The sequence below is a fragment of the Sciscionella marina DSM 45152 genome (genome assembly GCF_000379465.1).
Classification (GTDB): Bacteria; Actinomycetota; Actinomycetes; order Mycobacteriales; family Pseudonocardiaceae; genus Sciscionella; species Sciscionella marina.
Window position 1 is genome coordinate 57,436 of record NZ_KB905381.1, and the last position, 21,625, is coordinate 79,060.

General features: G+C 65.6%; 18 protein-coding genes. 10 read left to right on the forward strand and 8 right to left on the reverse strand.

Features of this window, described 5'->3' with window-relative positions:
• Positions 1-341 precede the first annotated feature (341 nt).
• On the forward strand, positions 342-998 hold the full coding sequence (locus A37U_RS0106215) for a GNAT family N-acetyltransferase (RefSeq protein WP_157182651.1): 657 nt from the start codon (positions 342-344) through the stop codon (positions 996-998).
• Positions 999-1,289: 291 nt separating this feature from the next.
• Positions 1,290-2,579, forward strand: a complete 1,290-nt coding sequence (locus tag A37U_RS0106220) for an MFS transporter (RefSeq protein ID WP_020495753.1) — start codon at positions 1,290-1,292, stop codon at positions 2,577-2,579.
• A gap of 1,430 nt (positions 2,580-4,009) precedes the next feature.
• On the opposite strand, the gene A37U_RS0106225 is transcribed toward A37U_RS0106220, so the two are convergent.
• The 6 genes from A37U_RS0106225 to A37U_RS42500 form a co-directional block, all read right to left on the reverse strand.
• A complete protein-coding gene (locus A37U_RS0106225) occupies positions 4,010-4,954 on the reverse strand; it encodes a sugar phosphate isomerase/epimerase family protein (RefSeq protein WP_020495754.1) in 945 nt (314 codons plus the stop codon).
• Positions 4,951-6,015 (reverse strand): cytochrome P450, encoded by a 1,065-nt coding sequence (locus A37U_RS42495; protein WP_169526822.1) that lies wholly within the window; start codon positions 6,013-6,015, stop codon positions 4,951-4,953. The genes A37U_RS0106225 and A37U_RS42495 overlap by 4 nt, the downstream gene beginning before the upstream one ends.
• 188 nt (positions 6,016-6,203) lie before the next feature.
• Positions 6,204-7,397: an NAD(P)/FAD-dependent oxidoreductase gene (locus A37U_RS0106235; protein ID WP_026196923.1), complete on the reverse strand. Its 1,194-nt coding sequence runs from the start codon at positions 7,395-7,397 to the stop codon at positions 6,204-6,206.
• Positions 7,398-7,405: 8 nt separating this feature from the next.
• Positions 7,406-7,597: a ferredoxin gene (locus tag A37U_RS0106240; RefSeq protein WP_020495757.1), complete on the reverse strand. Its 192-nt coding sequence runs from the start codon at positions 7,595-7,597 to the stop codon at positions 7,406-7,408.
• A 56-nt stretch (positions 7,598-7,653) separates the two neighbouring features.
• Positions 7,654-9,681, reverse strand: a complete 2,028-nt coding sequence (locus tag A37U_RS0106245) for an alpha-N-acetylglucosaminidase (protein ID WP_020495758.1) — start codon at positions 9,679-9,681, stop codon at positions 7,654-7,656.
• Between the two features lie 410 nt (positions 9,682-10,091).
• A complete protein-coding gene (locus A37U_RS42500) occupies positions 10,092-10,811 on the reverse strand; it encodes an NHL repeat-containing protein (RefSeq protein WP_157182655.1) in 720 nt (239 codons plus the stop codon).
• A gap of 480 nt (positions 10,812-11,291) precedes the next feature.
• Here A37U_RS42500 and A37U_RS42505 point away from each other — a divergent pair, with 480 nt between their 5' ends.
• Positions 11,292-12,122, forward strand: a complete 831-nt coding sequence (locus tag A37U_RS42505; RefSeq protein WP_020495760.1) for a helix-turn-helix domain-containing protein — start codon at positions 11,292-11,294, stop codon at positions 12,120-12,122.
• Between the two features lie 220 nt (positions 12,123-12,342).
• Here A37U_RS42505 and A37U_RS0106260 read toward each other — a convergent pair whose 3' ends face one another.
• Positions 12,343-13,059 (reverse strand): TetR/AcrR family transcriptional regulator, encoded by a 717-nt coding sequence (locus A37U_RS0106260; protein WP_020495761.1) that lies wholly within the window; start codon positions 13,057-13,059, stop codon positions 12,343-12,345.
• 232 nt (positions 13,060-13,291) lie between these two features.
• Here A37U_RS0106260 and A37U_RS42510 point away from each other — a divergent pair, with 232 nt between their 5' ends.
• The 7 genes from A37U_RS42510 (at position 13,292) to A37U_RS48110 (ending at position 21,255) form a co-directional block, all read left to right on the forward strand.
• Positions 13,292-14,740: a carboxylesterase/lipase family protein gene (locus tag A37U_RS42510; protein WP_020495762.1), complete on the forward strand. Its 1,449-nt coding sequence runs from the start codon at positions 13,292-13,294 to the stop codon at positions 14,738-14,740.
• A 24-nt stretch (positions 14,741-14,764) separates the two neighbouring features.
• A complete protein-coding gene (locus A37U_RS0106270; protein ID WP_020495763.1) occupies positions 14,765-16,450 on the forward strand; it encodes an amidohydrolase in 1,686 nt (561 codons plus the stop codon).
• Positions 16,451-16,466: 16 nt separating this feature from the next.
• Positions 16,467-16,811: a GYD domain-containing protein gene (locus A37U_RS0106275; RefSeq protein ID WP_020495764.1), complete on the forward strand. Its 345-nt coding sequence runs from the start codon at positions 16,467-16,469 to the stop codon at positions 16,809-16,811.
• A 22-nt stretch (positions 16,812-16,833) separates the two neighbouring features.
• The gene (locus A37U_RS0106280) at positions 16,834-17,649 is read left to right on the forward strand and encodes an alpha/beta fold hydrolase (protein WP_020495765.1); all 816 of its coding nucleotides are present in this window, start codon (positions 16,834-16,836) and stop codon (positions 17,647-17,649) included.
• Entirely contained in the window at positions 17,646-19,040 is a 1,395-nt protein-coding gene (locus tag A37U_RS0106285; RefSeq protein ID WP_020495766.1) for an alpha/beta hydrolase, read from the forward strand. Before A37U_RS0106280 ends, A37U_RS0106285 begins: the two co-directional genes overlap by 4 nt.
• Before the next feature lie 110 nt (positions 19,041-19,150).
• Positions 19,151-20,608, forward strand: coding sequence for an MFS transporter (locus A37U_RS42515; RefSeq protein ID WP_020495767.1), 1,458 nt, complete (start codon positions 19,151-19,153; stop codon positions 20,606-20,608).
• Complete coding sequence (locus A37U_RS48110) at positions 20,596-21,255, forward strand: cysteine hydrolase family protein (RefSeq protein WP_020495768.1); 660 nt, start codon at positions 20,596-20,598, stop codon at positions 21,253-21,255. Before A37U_RS42515 ends, A37U_RS48110 begins: the two co-directional genes overlap by 13 nt.
• Positions 21,256-21,313: 58 nt before the next feature.
• Here the strand turns inward: A37U_RS48110 and A37U_RS52535 are convergent, their stop codons facing one another.
• Positions 21,314-21,541 carry a hypothetical protein gene (locus tag A37U_RS52535; protein ID WP_169526824.1) on the reverse strand — a complete coding sequence of 76 codons (228 nt, stop codon included), beginning with the start codon at positions 21,539-21,541 and terminating at the stop codon, positions 21,314-21,316.
• Between the last annotated feature and the right edge of the window lie 84 nt (positions 21,542-21,625).

Sequence of the window (21,625 nt, forward strand, 5' to 3'; positions counted from 1 at the left end):
CTCCACGCACGATGAAAGTCAGTTCGAACTCGGGATGAATGTGGCTATGCGGGCAGCCACGACAACTCGAGCCGGAAATGCCGTCAGCCGAGCGGGTAAAGCGGTTCGACACGTTAGCGAGCGATCGACATTCGCGTTTCCCCCTTGACGGGCAAAAATCGTACCGGGTTCGGCGGGTCACAGCGTTGTCGTGAGAACTCGAATCCTCGATCCTGGATACACGGGCGCGGCCCGCGCATCGCGTTCGGACACGGTATTCGGGCTTGCATCGAACACCAGCTCGCCCGTGCCCTAGCGGCTCCACCTCGTCAGCTCCTCGGTTTGGAAGGTCGACAATGGTCATGAATGAAGTCGAACAGTTAGGGCTCGATGGTGCGGACGGGCTGACGATCCGTCCTTACCGTCCGACGGATCGTGACGACGTGGCAAACGTCTGCCTCCGTACGGGGGCAAGCGGCCGTGACGCGACGGGGGTCTACTCCGACGACACGCTCATCCCTGACGTGACCGCACTTCCGTACCTGGAGTTCGCGCCTGATCTCGCGTTCGTCGTCGATGACGGGGAGCACGTCCTCGGCTATGTGATTGGTGTGGCCGACACCGCCGCGTTCACCGAATGGTCGAAACGGGTCTGGGTGCCCGGCTTCGCAGAGAGGCATCCGGGACCCGGTGCCCCGACCGGTCACGCGCCATCGATCACCGAGGAGCTGCTCATCTGGGTAGGGTTGCATCCAGAGGCGACCCGTATCCCGGAGCTCGCCGACTACCCGGCGCACCTGCACATCAACATACTGCCCTGCCTACAGGGCCGGGGTTTCGGCAGACAGCTGGTCGATACGTTCCGCAAGGCGCTCGCCGGTCGTGGGGTGCCCGCGCTGTACCTCGGTGTCGATTCCTCTAACACGGACGCGCTGAAGTTCTACGCTCGCCTCGGCTTTCATGAGCTGCCCTCGAGCACACCGGAACATCCGTTGCTCGGCATTGCAACGACTTCGTGACGCCGACCCCGTCGTCCAGCGCTGGGCGGTCGGTCCGGGCAAATGCAGTATCAGCACGGACCACGAGGAACGTGTCCCCAGCCTTGCGGTCGACGATGCTGTCGCGGTGACCGCACCGCTCGACCGGGCTGCGCCGATACGGGATGGCTTTCCCATGCTCCGCGACAGGTGGCCATCGTCCGGCGCGGGCCCCACCGTGAAACCGCCGCAGTGGCCGGCCCTCGACATGCCACAGACCACGTTGACACCTCGGCGAGTTGCTGATTCAGACCACGACACAGAGGAGTGTCCATGCTCCCGGAAGAAGCAACCAGCGCGAACCAAGCAGTCGACCACGGCCGCATTCATCCGGACACGTCGGGCCAGAGTCTGAAGTCGCTCGGCTTGCGCAAGCTCCTCGCGACGTTGCCGCTCGTCCTCATCAGTGTCACGGTGTTCTGGGGCGCGCTTACCTCGGTGTTCATTCCGATCCAAGTTCAGGCGATCGACCCGGCGGGGCAGGCGGGGTCACTCGCGCTTGTCGTCGGCGTCGGTGCGATCGCCTCGATGGTGGGCGGCCCGATCGCGGGCATAGTCACCGATCGGGCCCGTACCCGGATCGGCGGCCGGGAGCCGTGGATGATCGCCGGCGCCCTGACGACCCTCGCGCTGGCCGCCGTGATCGGCTTCGTCACGTCGATTCCGCTCCTGGTCGTGCTGGTGATCGCGATCCAATTCACGACGAACTTTATCCTCACTCCCGCCACCACCTACCTCCCCGATCGGGTTCCCGTGTCCAAACGCGGACTGTTCTCGTCGGTGTTCGGAGTGGTGCAGATGAGCGGCACGGTCATCGGCGCGACGCTCGGCGCCGGTTTCGCTTCGATGTTGCCGACCGGGTATATGCTTGTTGGCGGCCTCGTTGCCGTGCTGACTATTCTTTTCGCACTGTTGAACGCTCAGTCGAACCTGCACGAACCACGCACGCCATTCACCTTCCGGACGTTGCTCGGGACGTTTTGGGTCAATCCGGTGGCACATCCGGACTTCGCATGGGTTTTCCTCGGCCGGTTCTTGCTGTTCACCGGGTTCTATCCGATCCAGAACTTCGCCCTGTACATCATGCAGGACTACATCGGGCTCGGAGCAAGTGCAATCGATGCCATTCCGGTGACCAATGTGGCGGGACTTGTCGGCATGGTGCTCGGTGCCGGGCTCAGCGGCCCGCTGGTCCAGCGTCTCGGGCGGACGAAGCCGATGGTCTATGCGTCCTCCGCGGTGATCGTCGTCTCGCTCATCGTGCCGCTCGTATGGCCGACGCTGACCGGGCTGATCATCTTCAATGTTCTCACCAGCCTCGGTGCCGGCGCCTACATCACGGTCGACCTCGTGCTCGTCACCCTGGTGCTGCCCTCGGCCGACAACACCGGAAAGGACCTCGGGATCATCAACATCACGACCACACTCCCGCAGACTATCGGCGCGGTCATTGGCGGAGTCACCATCTCGCTGTTCGGCAACTATGGCGCCCTCTTCCCGATCGCGATGGTCGTCGTCGTTATCGGCGCGACCCTGATTGCCCTGGTCCGCGGCGCCAAATGATCCGGTGGCTGGCCCCAGTCTGCACAGAGTCCACGAAATCGTTGCTATGGAGGGAATCCGGGTGCCGGGCACGTGCGTGTTGGCGGCGACGAACCGCGTTAGGGCCGAACACCACTGTTGCTTGCATCTCGAAGGAGACCTCATGACCGAACCCAGAACTGTATCGACCGTCGTGTCAGCACCAGTGTGCCCGCCGGTCGATCCGGAAACGGTACCGGCACTCGCCGCGTTCAGAGTAGGTTTCCCCGCCTTCAGTGACGACACACTGGTGCAGCTTCGCAACCATGATGATCGATGGCGCACCCGATGTCGAGAAGCCGGACTCCGCGGGGACCGAGTCCAGGCCGAAAAGCTCACCATGCCGACAACCGAAACTCAGCTTCCACTCACCGTGCTCCCGTCGCCGACTGCGACGCCGGTTTGCGTTGGTGCGCTGAGAGCGCGGATGTACCGCGGATCGATATGCAGCAGATCATCACCGGAGGCAGCGCCGGCCGGAGCCTGCCTGCAGGGACGGTGCTTATGGCGCGTGACAAGGGTTTCCCTTGCTGACTCATCAGATTCTTGACTCTCCGATGCTGGACGAACGCCGCGAAACCCACAGCGCGCGTATGCTCGACCGGGACCGGGGCTCTGATCGTGACGGCTACCTTCACAGCTGAACCGCGCTGCTCGGCGACCGGCGCGGTACCGGCGATGTTTCTCCCTATGCCGTACCCCGCACGTGCCCAAGACCAGTCCGCTTGTCGCGCCCTTATCTGGACGTCTGAGCGGTGGAGTGTTTCCGGGACGAGGTGATCGCCTATGGTTGTGCCTCTCATGCGGGTGTGAGCGTGGGCCTGCACCAGCGGGGTGGCGCTTTTCGCGGTTCCGAAGCCGTTCGGCAGTCGGCCATGTCCCAGGCGGCGACCGCGGCTCGGACTGAATTCTTCCGCCGAGTGCCGGAAAGTAGGCGGCGAAATCGCCCGAGGATCGGGCGGACAGCTCCATCAGGCAGGTGCGGACGCGGGCAGAAGGCGCCCAGTGGATGCCCATTCCACCGACGCCGCTGGCCATGCTCGCGACCGGCAGCCCGGCCTCTCCCTCTGGGAGGTCCGTCCTGGGGACGGCGAAGGAGAGACCAGGCAGAATGGTGTGCCGGTACTTTAGACATCGGGTCGATGCCCTCGGCGATGTGGGACAGCGCGGCAGCCCGTTCGACGCCCGCGTCAGGACCTTGGGTCAGCAGCTGCACTGCAGTCCGGTCCTGCTCGGTCATGTTCTGGGTGTGCGCTCCCCTGACACCGGGGGTCAGCGAAGCGGGCCGACCTCGACCATCAGGATGCGTGCGTGCGGCACTACGTCGCCGACGATCCGTGCCTAGCTCGAGCCTGCCGGACCGGAGCCGATGATCAGCACGTCGAAGCGGCTCTCGCTGGGCATGTTCAGTTTCATTCCGTAGCGGCAAGCGAGACAGGTGCGGCGCGCACGAGATCGAGGATCCGGGCACTGTTGGCCCACGGATCGCCGCCGGTGCCTTCATATTCCACGGACAGCGGTCCGGTATAGCGGCGGTCGGCGAGGATGCCAATGGCGCGGACGAGATCGACTGGGCCGGCGATGCCGTCGTCAGTCACGTAGTGTGCCTTCAAACTGACGAGTTCCGCGTAGGCGGCGAGTGCTTCGATAGCGTCATAGGTGGACGTGCGGTCCAGCTCCGCACCGACCTCGGCAGGATCCTGCCCATTCTCGCCGCCGAATAATAGCGGCATGACGGGGCCGGTGACCGCGCCGAAATTGCCGAGGTCGAGCAACAGCCCGCAGATGCCGCGGCCGACGGAATCGAGTAGTGGCTTCATCCACAGTGGGTCGCTGCTCCGCCCGCCGTGGTCCTCCACGAGCAGCTGCGTGCCGTGCTCCTTCGCGAACTCACCGAGCTCGCCCAGTGTGTCGGTCAGGCGCGTGGCCGGTGTGTCGCTGTGGTGGCGGCCGAACGGCGAACCAGGGTTGACGCGTACGAACCGCGACCCCATCGCGGCGAACCGTTCGATCCACCGTTTGACGAATTCCACGTCGGCAGCGCGTTTGCCGGCGTCGGGCTCGGCAAGGTCGCCACCGTCGATCACGACGTCGATCAACCGGATACCGGCCGTGCCCTGCGCCGTGGCGAACTGATCGAGTTCCGGATCATCGGTACCCACGAACTGGAACCCGACAATCTCGATCGCGTCAACGCCGAACGCGTCTCTGGCCCATGCGGGAAACTCTGGCAGACTCAGTAGCTTCGGGTACGGGAACTCGACGTGTACGTCGTTGCCCTCGGGATCGACGAAGTCGAACGTGAGCGGGCCGAACTGTTCCCGCCGACTGTACGAGGAAACGGAAAGGCAGCTCATGAGTTCTCGTTGTCACCAACGAGTTCCTTTCCGCCGTGCTGCTCCCAGGTGACTCGGACGGTCCCAGGGGAGTAGGTCGGCAGGTCGCCGGCGAAGGCCATCGGTACTTGCTGCGTGGCCTCGACCAGGCGCAGCGTCGGCAGTCGCCGTAGCAGCTGGGTGATCGCTTCGGCAATCACCACGCGAGCCAACTGCTGTCCGATGCATGCGTGGACGCCGTGGCCGAATGCGAGGTGGCCGGACGCTTCCCGGGTGACGTCGAAGGTATCCGGCTCCGGGAACCGCGTCCCGTCGCGGTTTGCGGCCACCGTGGACACCCAGACTGGTTCGCCCTTGTGGAAGTCGATCCCCTCCAGGGTGACATCCTCCGTAACCGTGCGCGGATGCGTCGAGACGAACATCGCGTGGAACCGCACGAATTCCTCGACCGAAGCGGGGATGCGCTCAGGCTCGCGCCGCAGGAGCTCCAGCTGGCCGGGATCCGACAGGAGCGAGACCATGATTGTCCCGATCATGTACGCGATCGCGTCCCGCCCCGAACCCATCAGTACCGTGGCGATTCCCAGTTGCTCGGGTCCGGAGAGTTCGGATCGCAAGAGATCGCTGACCGTGTCCTCGCCGAGGTCGGTACCCTTAAAGTCGAGTACCTCGGCCGCGAACTGCAGCATGTCGCCGAACTTCAGTTCTTCGGTGGCGAATATCGTGGCGAACTCCTCGACCTTGCTGTTCGGAATGCCGAGCATCCGGCAATGGGCGAAGACCGAAATCGGAACGGCGAAGTCTTCGAACAGGTCGGCGGTGGACTCGGCGGCGAGAATCTCGTCGAGCCGCCGCTCCACGAACTCGGCGATCGCCGGCCGTTGCCGGCGCACCGAGCGGACGGAGAAACGGCCGACCGCCGCCCGGCGGATCTTCGTATGCTGCGGTGGGTCGAGGCCAAGGACGTTGCCCACCATCAGGGCGTGCATCTTCTCCGCATCGATCGGTGCCCCCATCGGCACTGGCGTTGGGCCCAGTGGGGTCCGCCGGTCGGCCTGGCTGAAGCGGGTGTCCTGCAGCACCAGGCGGGCCAGGTCGTAGCCGGTGACGAACCATCCGACGTTCCCGTCCTCGGCTGTGAGCCGGGTCGCGGGCGCCTCGGCGCGCCACTGCGCGAACTGCGGCGATGGATGGAATGGGGTGCCGTCCCTGGGCATCACGGGCGGGTGTGGAAAAGGGCATCCCGTGGCCTCGGTGTTCAGATAGGTCGTCATGGGGCAAGCTGCCTTTCTCCGATGTCCGCTGTCCCGGACGTGAACTGTGCCCGCGCGATGCGGAATGCGCGTGGCAGGTTCCACCCCACGACGCCCACCGCCGTACCGTCGCGTGAGGCGAGACCGACGAACTTCCCTTCCGCCGGATCGCCTGCGACCACATCGAGGGTGCCTGCGCCGGTGAATCGCCCGTATGCCTGGATGCGAGTTCCGTAGAGCTCCGACCAGAAGAAAGGCACGATGTCCGGCGCGTGCGGGATACCGGTGGAAATCGTGCTGGCCACCGCATGGGCCTGTTCGATCGCGTTCTGCTGGTGTTCGACGCGGGCCGAGTGCGTGCCCGGTGTGTCCGACCAGCGGGCGACATCTCCGACGGCGTAGATGTCCTTGGCTGCCCGGCCCGCCGAATCACACACGACTCCATCAGCCAGCTGCAGATCCGATCCGGCAAGCCACTCGACCCGCGGGCTGCTGCCCACCGCAGCCACCACGACGTCGGCGGCGACCGTGGAGCCGTCCGACAGTACCGCACCGGTGACGCGATCCGTTCCGAGCAGCCGGATGACATCGAGCGCGAGCAGCAGGCGCACACCATTCGTCTCGTGGAGATCCGCCACCCGTGACGAGAGCAGCGATCCCGTCTGGCCGAAGCGGATCGACCCGCTCCTCCCGACCAGGGTGACCGCTAGGCCGCGTTTCGCCAGTACCGCCGCGATCTCGCTGCCAAGGACACCGGCACCGACGACGAGGACGTGGGTCGCACCCCTGAGATCTGCGGTGAGCGCGGTCGAATCGTCGAGTGTGCGCAGCGTGTGAAACCCGGCGAGCGCGTATTGCCGTGCGGGCCGTCGGGCCGAAACCCCGGTGGCGATCACCAATGAATCGAAGGACAACTCGCCATCTGTGGTCTTGACTGTGCGCCGATCAGTGTCGAGACCGGTTGCCCGTGTGCCGAGGACAAGGTCGATGCTCAGCGCGGGGGTCGTCGCAGCCGACGTGATGGTCGCGTCGCCGAGCGCCCATTCCCCGGCGAGGATCTGTTTGGACAACGGCGGGCGATGGTACGGCCGGTGTGGTTCCTCCCCGACCACCGTGATCCGGCCGTCGTATCCGTTGCAGCGCAAGGACTCCGCCGTGGTGAATCCGCCGGTCGACGCGCCGACGACCACCGTTCTGTGTCGCGAGGGCATACGTTCGCTCAGTCCGAAAGCGTGATCGCGCGGGCTGGGCACAGCGAGGCCGCCCGCTGGGCGGCGTCCTGGAATTCGGGCTTGGCGTGGTCGTGCAGCAGGATGACAATGCCGTCGTCATCCTGATCGAACAGGTCCTCCGCGGTGAGGGCACATTGACCGGAACCCACACAGGTCGACTGGTTCACCTCGATTTTCATGGTGTCTTTCCTCTCTCTGATCCTGTGCTCTGAGACGGAAACTGCTCCCGCTCCGCCTATTTCGCCGAGGTGAGCCGTTCGGCGATCTCGAGAACGGTCATCGCGGCGGTCTTCAAGTCGCCGTGCGAATGGCTCGGGTACTGGCTGTCATGCCGGATCCACTGATCGGCGAACCGGTACCAGTCGATGGGCGTCGTGGCTTCCCCAGTGAGGACCTCGCGGATCTGCGCCAGCCAGGTGCTCCAGCGCGAGTGGTAGTAGTCGCCGACGAGGCCGGCCCAGCCACGATTGCCGTAGTCGACCAGAAAGGCCGCGTCCGCATAGCCCCAGGACGTCAACAGCCGCTTGGCTTCTTCGACAAGGTAGGTACCCTCCTCCTCCGTCGAACCCCACGCACGGGCGTCGTCCAGCCATCGCCCGAGCAAAAAATGCTCATTGGTGCGCAGGACTGCTTCCTGGGCATCGATCAGCTCCAGGTATTCGGCTGCCCGCTGGTCGTAGGCATCGAGGTCCTTCGCCTCGGCTGCCTCAGCGATGAACCGCAGGCCCGCACGAGCTGCGTCGTCGGCCACCTGGCGGGCAACATCGACGAGGTCGTATTCGAATCCTTTGGTACGCAACGAATCAGCGGCTATCAGCAGATTCCGCAGGGCGGGGATGAGCGCGTCCTCCGAGTAAGGTAGCGCGCGCGGACCGACCATGCTCGCCTGGTTGGCAAGCATACTCGGGACCGCCGCGATCACCGAGTCAGTGCTCGCGTACGGCATGGCGAACGTCTCCAGCGTGGGATCAGCAGCCGTCATCGCCGCCAACGGCCCGCCTGAGGCAAGGCCCTTGCCAGGGTCGGCCGGATCGACCGCGTTGCCTGCCATGGCATGCTGTGTCTCGGCCGAAGTGGCGCCCGCGTTGTCATGCCGCCACGGTCCGAACGCGGTTTCCATCAGGGTCTGCCACGCGGCGCGCGCGTGGTCGTCGACGGCGCCGTACCGGGCGGCGGTCCAGTCATCGAGCCAGGGCCCGAGCGGGATTTCGTCTTCGGCCCACGCGAGATCGCTGAACAGATCCCACAGCACCGGGTTGTTCCCGACACCCTCGGCCATATTCGTCAGGCCGACGAGTCGGGATGGCTCGGTGGCCGCCGTCCAGCGCTTCGGCACTGCAGTGACGGCCGCCAGGTCGCCGTAGAGCACCGTCCGGCCGCCGTAGTTCGGCAAAATGCCCAGCGCCCACTTCGCGTCCAGGAAGCCGCCGTCGGCGTCAGCGGCCTCGCCGGTCAGGTCGAGCACGAGGACCCGGGACAGGTCGATGGCCTCGAGTAATTCTCGGCGTGGGTTGCCGATCCAGCCCTGTAGCACCCACGTCGAGTCCGGGTTCACCGCGATCATGGCGCGCTGCACCCCCCAGGCGGCTTCCGCGAGGCCGACCCCGCCGGTCTTTCCGCCCTCGTGCAGCAAATCCACCGCCCACATCCCGCAGGTACCGAACGCGGAACGTTGCGTGGTGTAGAACGTCTCGGCGACCGCGGCATACTCGTCCGAGGTCGTGTCGAGCCAATCCGGCCGCTCCGGCCCGGCGACATCCACGAACCAGAGCCCTTGCGGAACTACCAGGCAGCCTTCGTTGCGCTCACCGAACTTCGGCGGGACGATACCGCTGCAACCTGGGAAAATCGGGGCGATGTCGAGCTCGTGCATTCGCCGGATGACCCGGCGGCCCAGCTCGGCGCGCTTTTCGACCAGCGCGCGTGTCGTACCTTGACCGAAACTCTGGATGCTGTTGAGCCACAGCCACGGCTGGTGCGATGGTGGCCCGAGCCAGCGTAGAATCTCTTCTTCCGAGTACCCGAACCGAGTGAAGGTCTCCAAGTAGACAAGTTCCTGGCCGAGGGTGACGTGTGCGGCGTTGACTCCGCTCGCGGCGAGCAGATCGAGTTCGGCTTCCCACTGTGCCCAGTCGAAATACGGCGTCGTGTATCCCGATACCGTGAGGTTGTAAGCGATGCGCAGATCCAGCTGTGCCCGCCGCTCGATGACCACGTCCGCGGGAAGCTCACGATCAACCGGACGAGTGCCGAACCGCGACACGTGAGCCGCTCCGGTCCGACGGGCGAATGCGGCGTAGCCTGCAACGGCCGCGCCCGCCCCCGATGCCTCGACATGTAGCTCGTTACCCGCGGCCCAGACTCGAAATCCGTCTCCGACACCGGGATCGACTGCGACGTGGATACCGTCGGCGGGGAGACCGCTCAGCCGTCGGATAGCGGCAGCGGCGTTTGCGGCCGCCGTCTGCGTGGACACGTCATTCACAGGTTCTCCTATCGAAGATCGGTTGTTGCCTGGGTGGAAGGGCATATTTCAACTCTTTCGACACGTGGCAGCGCGAACAACGTCTCCGATGACGAGTTCTGATACCTTTTTTGCTCCGGAAGGACGTGCGGGTCCGATCCGAGGCCCGGTCGCCAGCAGAACCGTCCGGCACGCCGCGGGAATCACGCTCAGCCGGCTGAGGGGGCCAGGCGGATCTCGCGTCCGCCGATAACCCATTCGCTGACATAGATCGACCCGTCTGCGCCGACTGCAACGCCATGCGGGCTGTTCAACGTTCCCGCGGTCAGTTTCGGCCGTACGATCGCGCCTTCGTGGTCGAGATTCGGCCACCCCGACTGTTTCGGCCGCGGTGGGAAGGGGACGATCTCCTCCAACCGGTCACTGGCGAGATCGACCGCCAGCAGCGCCCCGTCGAGATCGGTGACCACGAGTGTGTCGCCCCAGACGGCGAGACCGGCCGGGCTGCACAGGCAAGGATGGGTAAAGCTCCGCAGGTACGCCCCGTCGAGCCGGTAGGAGACGAGCCGGTGGTTGCCGCGGTCGGCGACCACCAGTTGCTGCTCCGGGCCGGATCCGAGGATCGCCAGGTCGTGGGGGCACTGGAAACCCGTCCCCGTATCAGTCCCGTCCAGAGTCCGGCGATGACCCGAACGGTCGTAAAAATGGACCAGTCCGGCACCGTAGCCGTCGGCCACGACGACCAGATCCGCGCTGAGAGCGATCGCGGTGGGCCGCCACGGCTGTTCGGCATACGCTGGAAGGTCCGGCTGGGTGAGCGGGCGAAACTCTCGCGTCGCGAGGTCGAGGCATCCGGCGGTGCCGTCTCGTGCCTCCGGCTCGTAGTGGGGTGGCCGCATCTTGAAACCGGGATCGGCGAGCCACAGCACTTCCAGGCCGTCACGGTCCTCGTAGGTGATTCCGTGGACTTCGAGCAGTGGGACCGTGATCCGGACTACGGTCCCACTTTTGGCTGACTGCACCAGAATCGCGCCGCCGGCTGGGTCGGCCCAGTAGACGCTGTCTGCCGGGTCGACGGCGATCCCCGAATGCGACCATTCCGCGCTGTCTGGTGTACCGGGTGTGAGGGTTCGCCAGGTCATTGCCCGGGGGAAGTTGGCGGGTTCGCCGTGGCTACGCATTCGCGCGCCGGCCTGGAGGCAATTCATCCTGAAGGCTCTGGCAGGCTAATGCGGGATATTCAGCGCGGCCGGGCCGCTGATCGTCGCCGGACCATCGCGAAATGATCCGGACATGATGGTAAACATGGATATTCATACCAGAAACCTTGATCGATCGTGGACAGGCGGACAACGCCTTCCGTGACAGATTTTGATACGATCTTTGCCTCTTGGTACGGGAGGATCCCGATGCAAGATCCCTTCGAGCACGTTGCCCCCGCCTATCCGCTTACCTGGCGGTACTTCAAGTTCAGCGCGGCCAGGATCTATCCACACTGGCACTTCCATCACGAGTTCGAGCTGACCCACATCGTCCGGGGAAGCGGCACGCGGCTGGTCGGCAACTCGATCGAGGAGTACCAGTCGGGTGACCTTGCACTGTTCGGGCCAGAGCTCCCGCACAGCTACGTCTCAACCGGCGAAGAAATGGCAAACGAAGCGATCGTAATCCATTTCCGGCGGGACTTTCTCGGCGCCGGACTGTTCGAAGCCCCCGCATTCCGGAATGTTGCGGCCATGCTGAACGATGCCGCGAGCGGGATCTGGTTCTCGGACCCCCCAGCACTTCCTGTTGGACTGGATACACTCGCCCCGCCTGAACGCACCATCGAACTACTGCGGCTGTTGGTCGCTCTCAGTCGGGCACCATATCGCTTGCTGGCCACCGAACAACAACGACCAGCCGATGGCCGTGAGACGGCAGGGCGAGTCGAAGCCATGATGACAGCAATCCACGACCGCTACAAATCTCGGCTCACACTTGTAGAAATCGCCAGAGCCGCCAGTATGAACGCGAGTGCAGCGAGCCGACTGTTCGCACGGTGCACCGGATCCAGCATCACCCGCTACCTCACCGTCCTCCGGGTCAACGCTGCCTGCCAGCTGCTACGCGAAACCGGTCAGCCAGTGGCCTCGATCGCGACCGAGTCGGGTTTCACGAACCTGCCCAACTTCAACCGCCGGTTTCGCGAGGTGAAGCGGATGTCGCCCAGCGAATACCGGGCACACTTCCGTACCTAGGTCTTGTATGAACAAAATGTCGGGCCCAGACGATGACGGCGTATCGACGCACCGCAATCGAAGAGTGCAACACGTGTCGACATGGCTCACGATCCGCTGCATTGTGTGACGACCCCTTCTGTCGGGACCGATGCCCGTCCACCTCCCCGACGTCAGATCCCGAGGCTCGGTGATCAGCTCGTCGATACCCGGCGGCCGTGCTGTCGACGGTGCCAGTGCGCTACCGGCGCTTGCCGTGCCCGGTCGAGGTTCGCCGCGACCGGCGCGACGTCCGGCTGCCGGTGCCGTATGCGGCGAGGAAAACCTCGACGTCGGCAGTGACGGTGGCCGTGATTTCGTCGTCGGAAGGAAGCAGGCTGGGGTCGAGGAGGGAGTAGAGGCGGCGGGCCTGGACCATCCCGACCAGCTGCAGCGCCGCATGGTCGACGTCGTCGATGGCGAGATCGCCTCGGTCGACGAAGTCTTGGAGCGCCGAGGCAAGATGGGCGATCGCCGACAGCGGCCCGGCTTCGAGATAGCGCTTGCCGATGTCCGGACGGTGGTGCGATTCGGCGACGACCAGACGAAGCAGGGCGACTGTGCGGGGGTCGAACAGAACCTGGGCGTAGCGGCGGGCGAGCGCGGTCAACCTGGTGCGAGGGTCTTCCTCCGGATCAGTGTGCCGGTCGATCTCCTGGCTGATGCGGTCGGCTGCCGAAGCAACGATCTCGGCCAGCAACTCGTCCTTGCTGCTGAACTTGGCGTACACGGTGGCCTTCGAGACGTTGGCCGTGGTGGCGACGAGGTCCATCGTCGCGTTGGCGAATCCTCGTTCGAGGAACACCGCCTCGGCCGCTTCGAGGATCGCTGAACGTTTCCTGTCGCGAGCACCGCCAGAACGGGCCGAAACCTGCTCGTCCTGGGCCGGGTTCCCGGATGCCTCTTGACGTCGCTCCATGGAGAGCTATGCTACCAGCAGCTAAACTAAACGGATCAGTTCAGTTCACTAGCAGATGATGCGGCGAGGCTCCGACGCGGGCAACCAGAACCGGAGCGTGTGCCGCCCGCGCGCCTCATGGGCGCAGTCAGTCGACGGGCACCGGCCTGAGGTAGCACCGGGTTTCTGAGCCGAAAAGGCATGGTGCTCCACAACGGACGTTCAAAAGGCCGGCCGGAAGAGATGAGGTGCGATGACACCGGTTGTGGTGACCTCGGGCGGCGCGGTCCGCGGGTTGCTCGAAGACGGCCTGGCCGTTTTTCGTGGAATTCCCTACGCGGCCCCACCAGTCGATGACCTACGCTGGCGGCGCGCGCAGTCCCATCCGGGGTGGACCGACGTCCGTGACGCAACGCGGTACGGGCCGAGCGCGCCCCAGCCCTATCTGCCCGGCGGTGCAAGCCCGATCCTGGGCGAGCACGGTTCGCCGCCCTTCGACGAGGACTGCCTGACCCTGAACGTCTGGACGCCGGGACTGGACGGGGCGAACCGGCCGGTCCTGGTGTGGATCCATGGCGGCGGATTCACCACGGGCTCGGGAAGCATTCCTTACTACGCCGGGGATACGTTCGCGCGCAACGGGAATCTGGTCGTCGTGACGATCAACTATCGCCTCGGTGCATTCGGATACCTGCACGGCATGGTGCCGGGCCACTCGAATCTCTGGCTCAGCGACCAGGCTGCGGCACTGAACTGGATCGCGGAGAACGCCGCGGCTTTCGGCGGCGACCCGAACGCGATCACGCTCATGGGCCAGTCCGGAGGAGGATTCTCCATCGGTGCGCTTGCCCAGCATCCCACGGCCGCACAACAGTTCCATCGCGCGATCGTGCAAAGCGCCCCACTCGGGCTCGACCTGCCGACGCCCGAAGAAGCAGCCGAACGGACCGATGCCGTTGCGGTTCTGCTCGGCCATGCCGATTGCCGTGGACTGGCCGGGGAACCCACCGCCCGCCTTGTCGAAGGAACGGTCGCGGCCCTCGGCCGGTTTGCCGAATTCGGCACCTGGAACCTTGCGTTCTCCCCAGTCCTCGACGACCTTATGTCCGTACCCCCGCGGGACGCCTTGGCCGATCCCCGTGTCGAGCTGCTGATCGGCTGGACGGAAGACGAAGGCACCTTTCCGTTCGCCACCGATCCGCGGTACGACACGGCCACGGCGGACGACGTCGTGGCGGTCTTCGGGAAAAGGCACCAAGACCCCGGACTCGTCTATCGGCGCTATGCGGACGCCCTCGGGGACGACCCGCGTGCCGTGCTGAGCGCGGAATGCGGCGACCGTCTGTTCAAGGCTCCCGCGCGCGACCTGCTGATCCGCCGTGCGGGCACCGGGAACACCTACGCATACGAATTCGCCCTCGATGCGGTCGCGTTCGCCGGTGCCCTCGGCGCCACCCACTGCCTGGAACTGCCGTTCACCTTCGCCAATCCGGAGAAGTGGGCCGCTGCCCCTTTTCTCGCCGGGCTCGATCCGGACACGTTGCGATCACTCGGCACACGCATGCACCGCTCGTGGATCTCGTTCGTGCGCAACGGAAAACCCGAAACCGGATCGCTGCACTGGCCGGCGTCCGATGGCACGACCGTGATGGTCCTCGACGCAGACAGCAAAGTCGCCACAGTCCGCACCTCACCCGTTTGACCGGGAGACAGGAGATCTCAACCGATGATCGCACCCGATCTCATCCTGACCAACGCGAAGATCGTCACCGCCGACCGGGAATTCACCATCGCGGAGGCGCTGGCCGTTTCCCGCGGTGTCATTGTCGCTGTCGGCGCTCGAGCCGAAGTCGAAGCTCTAGCGGGAGCCGGGACGAAAACGGTCGATTTGCACGGAAAGTGTGTCGTGCCCGGCCAGATCGACAGCTACCAACATTTCATTACCGCGGGCATCGACATGATCGGCGATCGCGGCGCGGTCGAGCTCATCACCAAGACCTCGATCGACGAGATCCTCTCCGCCATCAAGAGCCGGGTCGACTCGACCCCGGCTGGGCAGTGGGTCGAGGCCGGGTGCATGTACCGCGGGGCACTCACGGATGGCCGGTGGCCGAACCGCTGGGACCTGGACCAGATCGCCCCGGATCATCCCGTCTACATCAGGCAGGGCGGGCGGCCGATCATCGCCAACAGCCACGCGCTGCGGTTGGCGGGGATCGGGAGGGACACGCCCGACCCCATCGGGCCGGAAGGCATCATCGGCCGCGACGCGGACGGTGAACCTACCGGCCAGCTCATCGGGGGAGCGGCCGATCTGGCTCGGGAACGATGGTCTCAGCTCGTCGGGGGGCCTGCCTGGGAGTGGGACTTCTTGCACTTCGACCGCGAAGCTCTGGTGGACGCGGCCCTTGCGCAGCAACGGGTCAACCTTGCCTGCGGCATCACGACCGTTCGCGACGATGCCACCTACCCGGCCGAAATCCGGGCCTGGGTGGAGGCACGGCGGCGTGGTCTGCTGCGGAACCGGCTGGGCGTGCTGGTCGCCGTGCCCGAGCGGCACCTGTGGGCCAAGGAGGATCGGGACCGATTCTTCGGCTCCTATTTCGAGCCGTGGGAAATGGGCGGTGATCTCCTGTGGATCGCGGGCGTGTCGATCGGCTACAACCTCGAAGGCTGGATGCAGATCGATGAACCCCGGTTGAGGGAGATGATCCTGGAATCCGTGGCCCGCGGCTGGACAGTCGCTATTCCCCCGAGCATCGGGGTGAGCGAATCCGTCGGCGAGGTGCTGTCGATCCTCGAGACGGCAGCGGAAGCCGATCCAGCGGGGTTTGTGGAGCGCAGACACACGTTGACGCACCCGCACGGGCTGCGCCGGCCCGAGGACATCGAACGCGCGAAGAAGCTGGGGCTCATGGTGAATCCCAACCCGTTGCTCAGCTATTACGCGGCCGAACGGTCCCTGCGTATGCACCGCCAGATCGAGGCAACCGGGTTCCACCAAGGGATCGTTCCGGACGCCTGGGAACAGGCGGTCGGCATGTGGGCGCCGCGCACCCGGGACTGGTTCGAGGCGAGTCTCGTGGTCAGCGGTGGCTCCAATATCCCGGCGGCGACCTACGATCCCGAGCGGCCGTTCCTCGGCCAGTACTCGGCGTTGACGAATGGCACCCTCGCCGGCGTGCTCCTGCCGGATCAGGCCATCACCCGGGAGCAGATGGTCCGGATGTACACGAGCAACGCTGCCTACGCACTCATGCGGGAGGACCGTATCGGCTCGCTCGAACCCGGGAAGTACGCGGATCTGGCCGTGCTGGACCGGGATGTCCTGACGTGTCCGGACGGGGAAATCGCCGAACTGAAGGTCCTCGAAACCTACTTCGAGGGCGAACTGGCCCACGAGCGGGGATGACGAGAGGGGAAGGACAATGCCGTTTTATCTGATCCGTTCGAAAGCCACTTCCCAGACCTGGGCCGATCTCATCGAGAACCCGGAAGATCGGCGGGCGCCTTCGGTGCAGGCGGAGTCGCTCTACGGCGGCAAGGTCCATGGCTACTGGTATGCGTTCGGTGAGTACGACGTGTACGGGCTTTTCGAGGCTCCCGACAACACGTCGGCAGCCACGGTGCAAGCGGCGATCAGCGCCGGAGGGGCGTACTCGAAGGTCGAAATCGTGCCGTTGCTGTCGGTCGAGGAAATGCTCGCCGCGCTCGAACAGGCGAAAAGCTTTGTCTACCGGCGGCCAGGGGCGCGTCCGGCCGCGTCATCGTGAACCACAGGAAGGAGCGGTGGAAATGCCCTATATCAACACCGAAGGGGCCCGGCTCTTCTACACCGACGAAGGCCAGGGCTCGCGGACGCTACTGCTGATGCACGGGTGGGGCGTGGACTCGAACGACTGGGTCTGGCTCATCCCGCTGCTCAGCGTGGACTACCGGATCGTGGCCTGCGATCTGCGCGGGCACGGGCATTCGAGTGTGCCCGACGACTACGGCTGGGAACGCATGGTGGCCGACATGGTGGATCTCGTCCGGCACGTCGGCGGCGGACCCGTGGTCCCGGTGGGGCACTCGCTCGGTGGTGCGCTGGCCGCGTCGATGGCGGTCGAGCATCCCGGGCTCGTGGAAGCGATGGTCGCGGTGGACCCGGCATACGGGCACACCCCGGAGTTCGTGGCGGTGCTCGAAGCCGGGCGAACGCGGTGGAAGAAGGTGCCGGAGGAAGGACAGCGGCTCCTGCTCGACCAGATGACGGCGGCGGGCACGACGCTGGCGACGCCGGAATTCCTGCGGACCTTCAACAACCGGCGCATCCAGAGCATGCCGGCCGAGATGGTGTGGAAGCCCTACGAGGGCCTCGCCGACGCCACATCAGGAGTGTTCCAGCGCGACACGGCCACGGAGTATCTGAAGCGAAGGCAGGCTCCGGTACTGGCCGTCCACTCGCTGGCAGGGAAGGCGGCGTGGGAGAAGGAGACCTTCGGGCACCCGTATTCCAAGGCGGTCGAATGGGAAGGTTCCGGACACTGCGTGCAGATCGAACGGCACCGCGAGCTGGCACAGGTGATGATCGAATGGCTCCACGGACTGCCGGCCGGTGATCAGCCGTGAAGCTCTCCGAACGGCGCGGGCTGCTAGCCGACGGCACCCCGTTCCTCATGCGGGTGCCGGAAATCTGGAACGGGGTCTTGGTACGCGACATGGATTTCGCCGCCGTCGCGGAAATGTCCGGGGACGAGGTGCTGCTCGCTTCGACCGGGGCGACCGGAGGCAGCGCGGACCGCTACGCGGACATGCTGACGCGAGGATTTGCGGTCGCTGGTACTGCACGGCACCCACTCGATTTCTTCCAGTACGACCCCGTGCACGAAATCGCGATGCTCGACGAGGTGCTGGACCGGTTCGAAGCCGAGTTCGCAAGGCCGGATCGCGTGATCCACTACGGTGGTTCCGGCGGGGGCCACGTGTCGCTGGCGGTCGCGGAGGACTTCGCTGACCGCATCGACGGCGCGATCGCGTTCGATGCGCACACGCCCGTGTGGATCATGAACACGCATCTCGACATGTGGTTCTCGCTCAAGACGCTCATCGGGCCGGAGGCCGAGGCCGCGGGCGTGGTGCGGCTCGACGAACTGCTCGTCACGGACCTGCCGAACGCGGGCATGCGCCGAATCAAGGACACTATTGCCTACCTTCCGGATGCTGCGTTCGAGCGGTCCTGGCGGGCAACGATCGACGCCGCACAGCGTACTCCTCTCGGCCGGGCCCGGATCGCCTTGGCGATCACGCTGGGACAGTGGCCTGCCTGGGGAAGCGGACTGCACTCACCGCCGATGTTGGATGATCCGGACGCCTTGCAGCACAGCATGTATCACCTCGTGTACCAGGATGCACAGAACGCGGGCGGGGCGGGCCGCATCATCTTCGAGAATGCGGCACGCGGGCGGCAATTGTCCTGGAACACCGGGGTTGATTATGCCGATTTTTTCGCGAACGGAAACGAACACTACCGAAATGCGGTCGCACACCTCTATGAGAAAGCCGGGCGCGACGTGGCGGATGACCTGGCCCTGGTAAATACGGCACCGCGGGTCGAGGGCTCCGAATTCGCGCTCGAATTCTGGAAGGCACCTGGGCGCACTGTTACCGGCGAGCCTCGCGTTCCGGTACTGCGCGTGCACGGATTGGGCGACACCGCGGTTCCGTTCAGCATTGCCGAGGGGTATCGCGAGCGCGTGCAGGCCAGGGGAAAAGAAGATCTGGTGCGCTTCGCCTTCGTGGACGCTGACGGGCATCTCGCCGCCAATACCGTCGAAAGCGGCACCCTGCTCGAGGTGATGACACACCGGCTCGATACCGGGAACTGGGGCGATACGGGGCCGGTCGCACTCAACCGCATGGCCTCGGCTTTGGCCCCGGTAACTCCGGCGCGCTTCGCCGATGTGCACGAACGCGGTCTTGCCGTGGGCCGATACAACCGAACCTGGATCCCGGAAACGTGAACCACTCCTAGCGGCCGCCGATTCGGCAAGTGGCGGCGAATTCCCCCCAGTGTGGCAACCGGACTATCCGGTTTCCTGGAAATCCATGCTGTGCAGACGGAGGTAGCGCCATGTCTGCTTCACCAAAACCGTCCCGGATACTCCTGGTCGTCACCTGCGGTGTCATCGTCTATTTCCTGCTCGAATCGATGCTGGCGCCGGCTCTGCCCGACATTCAGGCCGGGGTGGGCGGTACCCCCGCATCAGTCGCTTGGGTGTTCACCGGCCTGCTCCTGTCCTCGGCGGTGACGACCCCGCTCGTGAGCCGGCTCGCCGACGTCGCCGACAAGAGGAAGGTGCTACTCGGCGTGCTGGCCGTCGTCGCGGCCGGTGTGGCACTCGCCGGGTCGGCCACCTCGGTGCTGCCCCTGGCGATCGGCCAGATCCTGCAGGGCGCCGGGTTGTGCCTGGCACCGCTGGCGACCGGCATCGTCCGGGACGTGCAGCCGCCCCATCTGGTGCGCAGGGGCAACGGAATCATCATCGGCAGTGTCACCTTCACCACCGGGCTGGGGCCCGCGCTTGCCGGCCCCATCGTCACCGCAGTGGGCTACCGGTGGCTGTTCTGGGGTGCGCTCCTGCTGCTGGTCGTGATCTGCCTGGCCACCGCCCGGGTCGTGCCGCCGATGCGGCCACCGCGCCGAGGCGTCGTCGACTGGTCCGGTGCGGCGTTGCTGGCCGGCGGCTTGCTGGTGCTGCTGATCGGCGTGACCGAAGCACCCGTCTGGGGATGGCTTTCCTCGGGCTTGCTCGGCTCGATGGCGGGTTCTCTGGTGCTCCTTGCGGCATTCGTCCTCGTGGAGTTGCGGGTCGAGCAGCCGCTGGTGGACCTTCGGCTGGGACGCCGCGTATTGGGCCTCACGGCGCTGCTTTCGTTCGTGGTCGGCTTCGCGACGACTCTGGCCTATGTGTGCATTCCGAATCTCGTTGCCGCACCGGGGTCCAGTGGCTACGGTCTTGGCGGCACCGCCGCCACCGCCGGTCTGCTCCTGGTGCCGTTCGGCTTGGCCGGTGCGGTCGCCGCAGCAGTGACCGGGCCGCTGGACCGGCTGCTGGGGCCGCGGCTGGTGATCGTGCTCGGCAACGTGCTGACTCTCGGCAGCTGCGCGACGTTGCTCGCCGCTGCGTCCAGCGCCGCGGTGGTCGCGATCGCGGCCGGGTTGCTCGGCATCGGGATCGGGCTCGTGTTCACCGAACTGATCAACGTGGTCACCGGCTCCGTTCCGGCGGAACGGGCCAGCAGCGTGGCCGGGCTCCCTTTCGTGCTGCGGAGTGTCGGGGGCACGCTTGGCAGCCAGATCAGCGGCAGCGTGCTGGCGAGCGAGGTGATTCCCGGTGCCGGAGTTCCGTCCTGGAACGCATTCACCACCATGTTCTGGGTGACTCTCGCCGTCGTGGCCGCCGCCGTCGTGCTCGGCGTGGTGCTCCCTGCCCGTTCGCGGAATTCACCGGCCCTCGAATCGGAGTCCACTCCCGACTCGGCAATTGCTCATCCGATGCAGAAAGGAAACCGGAAATGGGACAGATGACGCTGGCGGAGCTGGACCCCGAACGATCGGCACTCGTGGTGATGCACTACACCAACCACGCGGTGCACCCGGATGGCTTCTTCATGCGGAATTCGCCGCCATGGCCTGCCATGGTCGCGGAGGCGATTCCGCAGGTGCAGACGGCGCTTGCCGCCGTACGGCGAGCGGGCCTGCTGGTGGTGTTCGGGCAAGGGGCGTGGTCGGAAGGCTATCCGGATCTCAACACCAAGAGCGGAGGTCTCGGGGAAATCCCCCAGGTCCGCAGGAACCTCCTCGGCAGCTGGGACGCGGAGTTCTACGAAGCCGTGGCGCCGCAGAAGGAGGAGATCACCATTCGAATGACCGGCCTGAGTGCTTTCAGCGGCACCCCGCTCGGGCGAATCCTCGTCATGAACGGGGTGATGAACCTCTTCATCATCGGGATCAGCAGCCGTGGATGCCCGGAATCGACCGCCCGCGACGCACTCGACCACGGATACCGGACCATCGTGCTGCCCGATTGCTGCCCGGGCGAGCCGAGCATGGGCAAGTACGAATACGAGGCCTTCGTCGAGTGGGCGAACCACGTGGCCACTGCGGTCGTGACCGCGGACGAGTTCTCCGGCTGGTTGGTTCCGGAATCGCCCCACGGGCGGGCGCGGCCCTGACCTGCCGTTCCCGGCGATCCTGCACGAAGTTCTGGTACCGGTCGCCGCAGGCGATAGGTCAGCGACGATGGGCCGGCTCGGCGCACAGGCCGACTGGGATGGCGCTCTGGTCGTCGAGGTCGAGGGTGTCCGCAAGGTTGTCGAGCAGTCGCGGAAGCATGCCCACGTAGTCGAGTACGGCGATGTCGAGACCGTGGACGGCTTCGAGGGCTCGCAGGGCACGCCGGGTCACCGCGCGGGCCAGCCGGAGCATGGCGGCCGCCATGCTGTGGCCTTGTCCGGACACGGCGGGATTTTCCGCCGATTCGAGATGTGCGAGTGCAGCCGTCGCGGACTCGGCGAATGAGGTAACGGTCTCCCGATCCTGGAT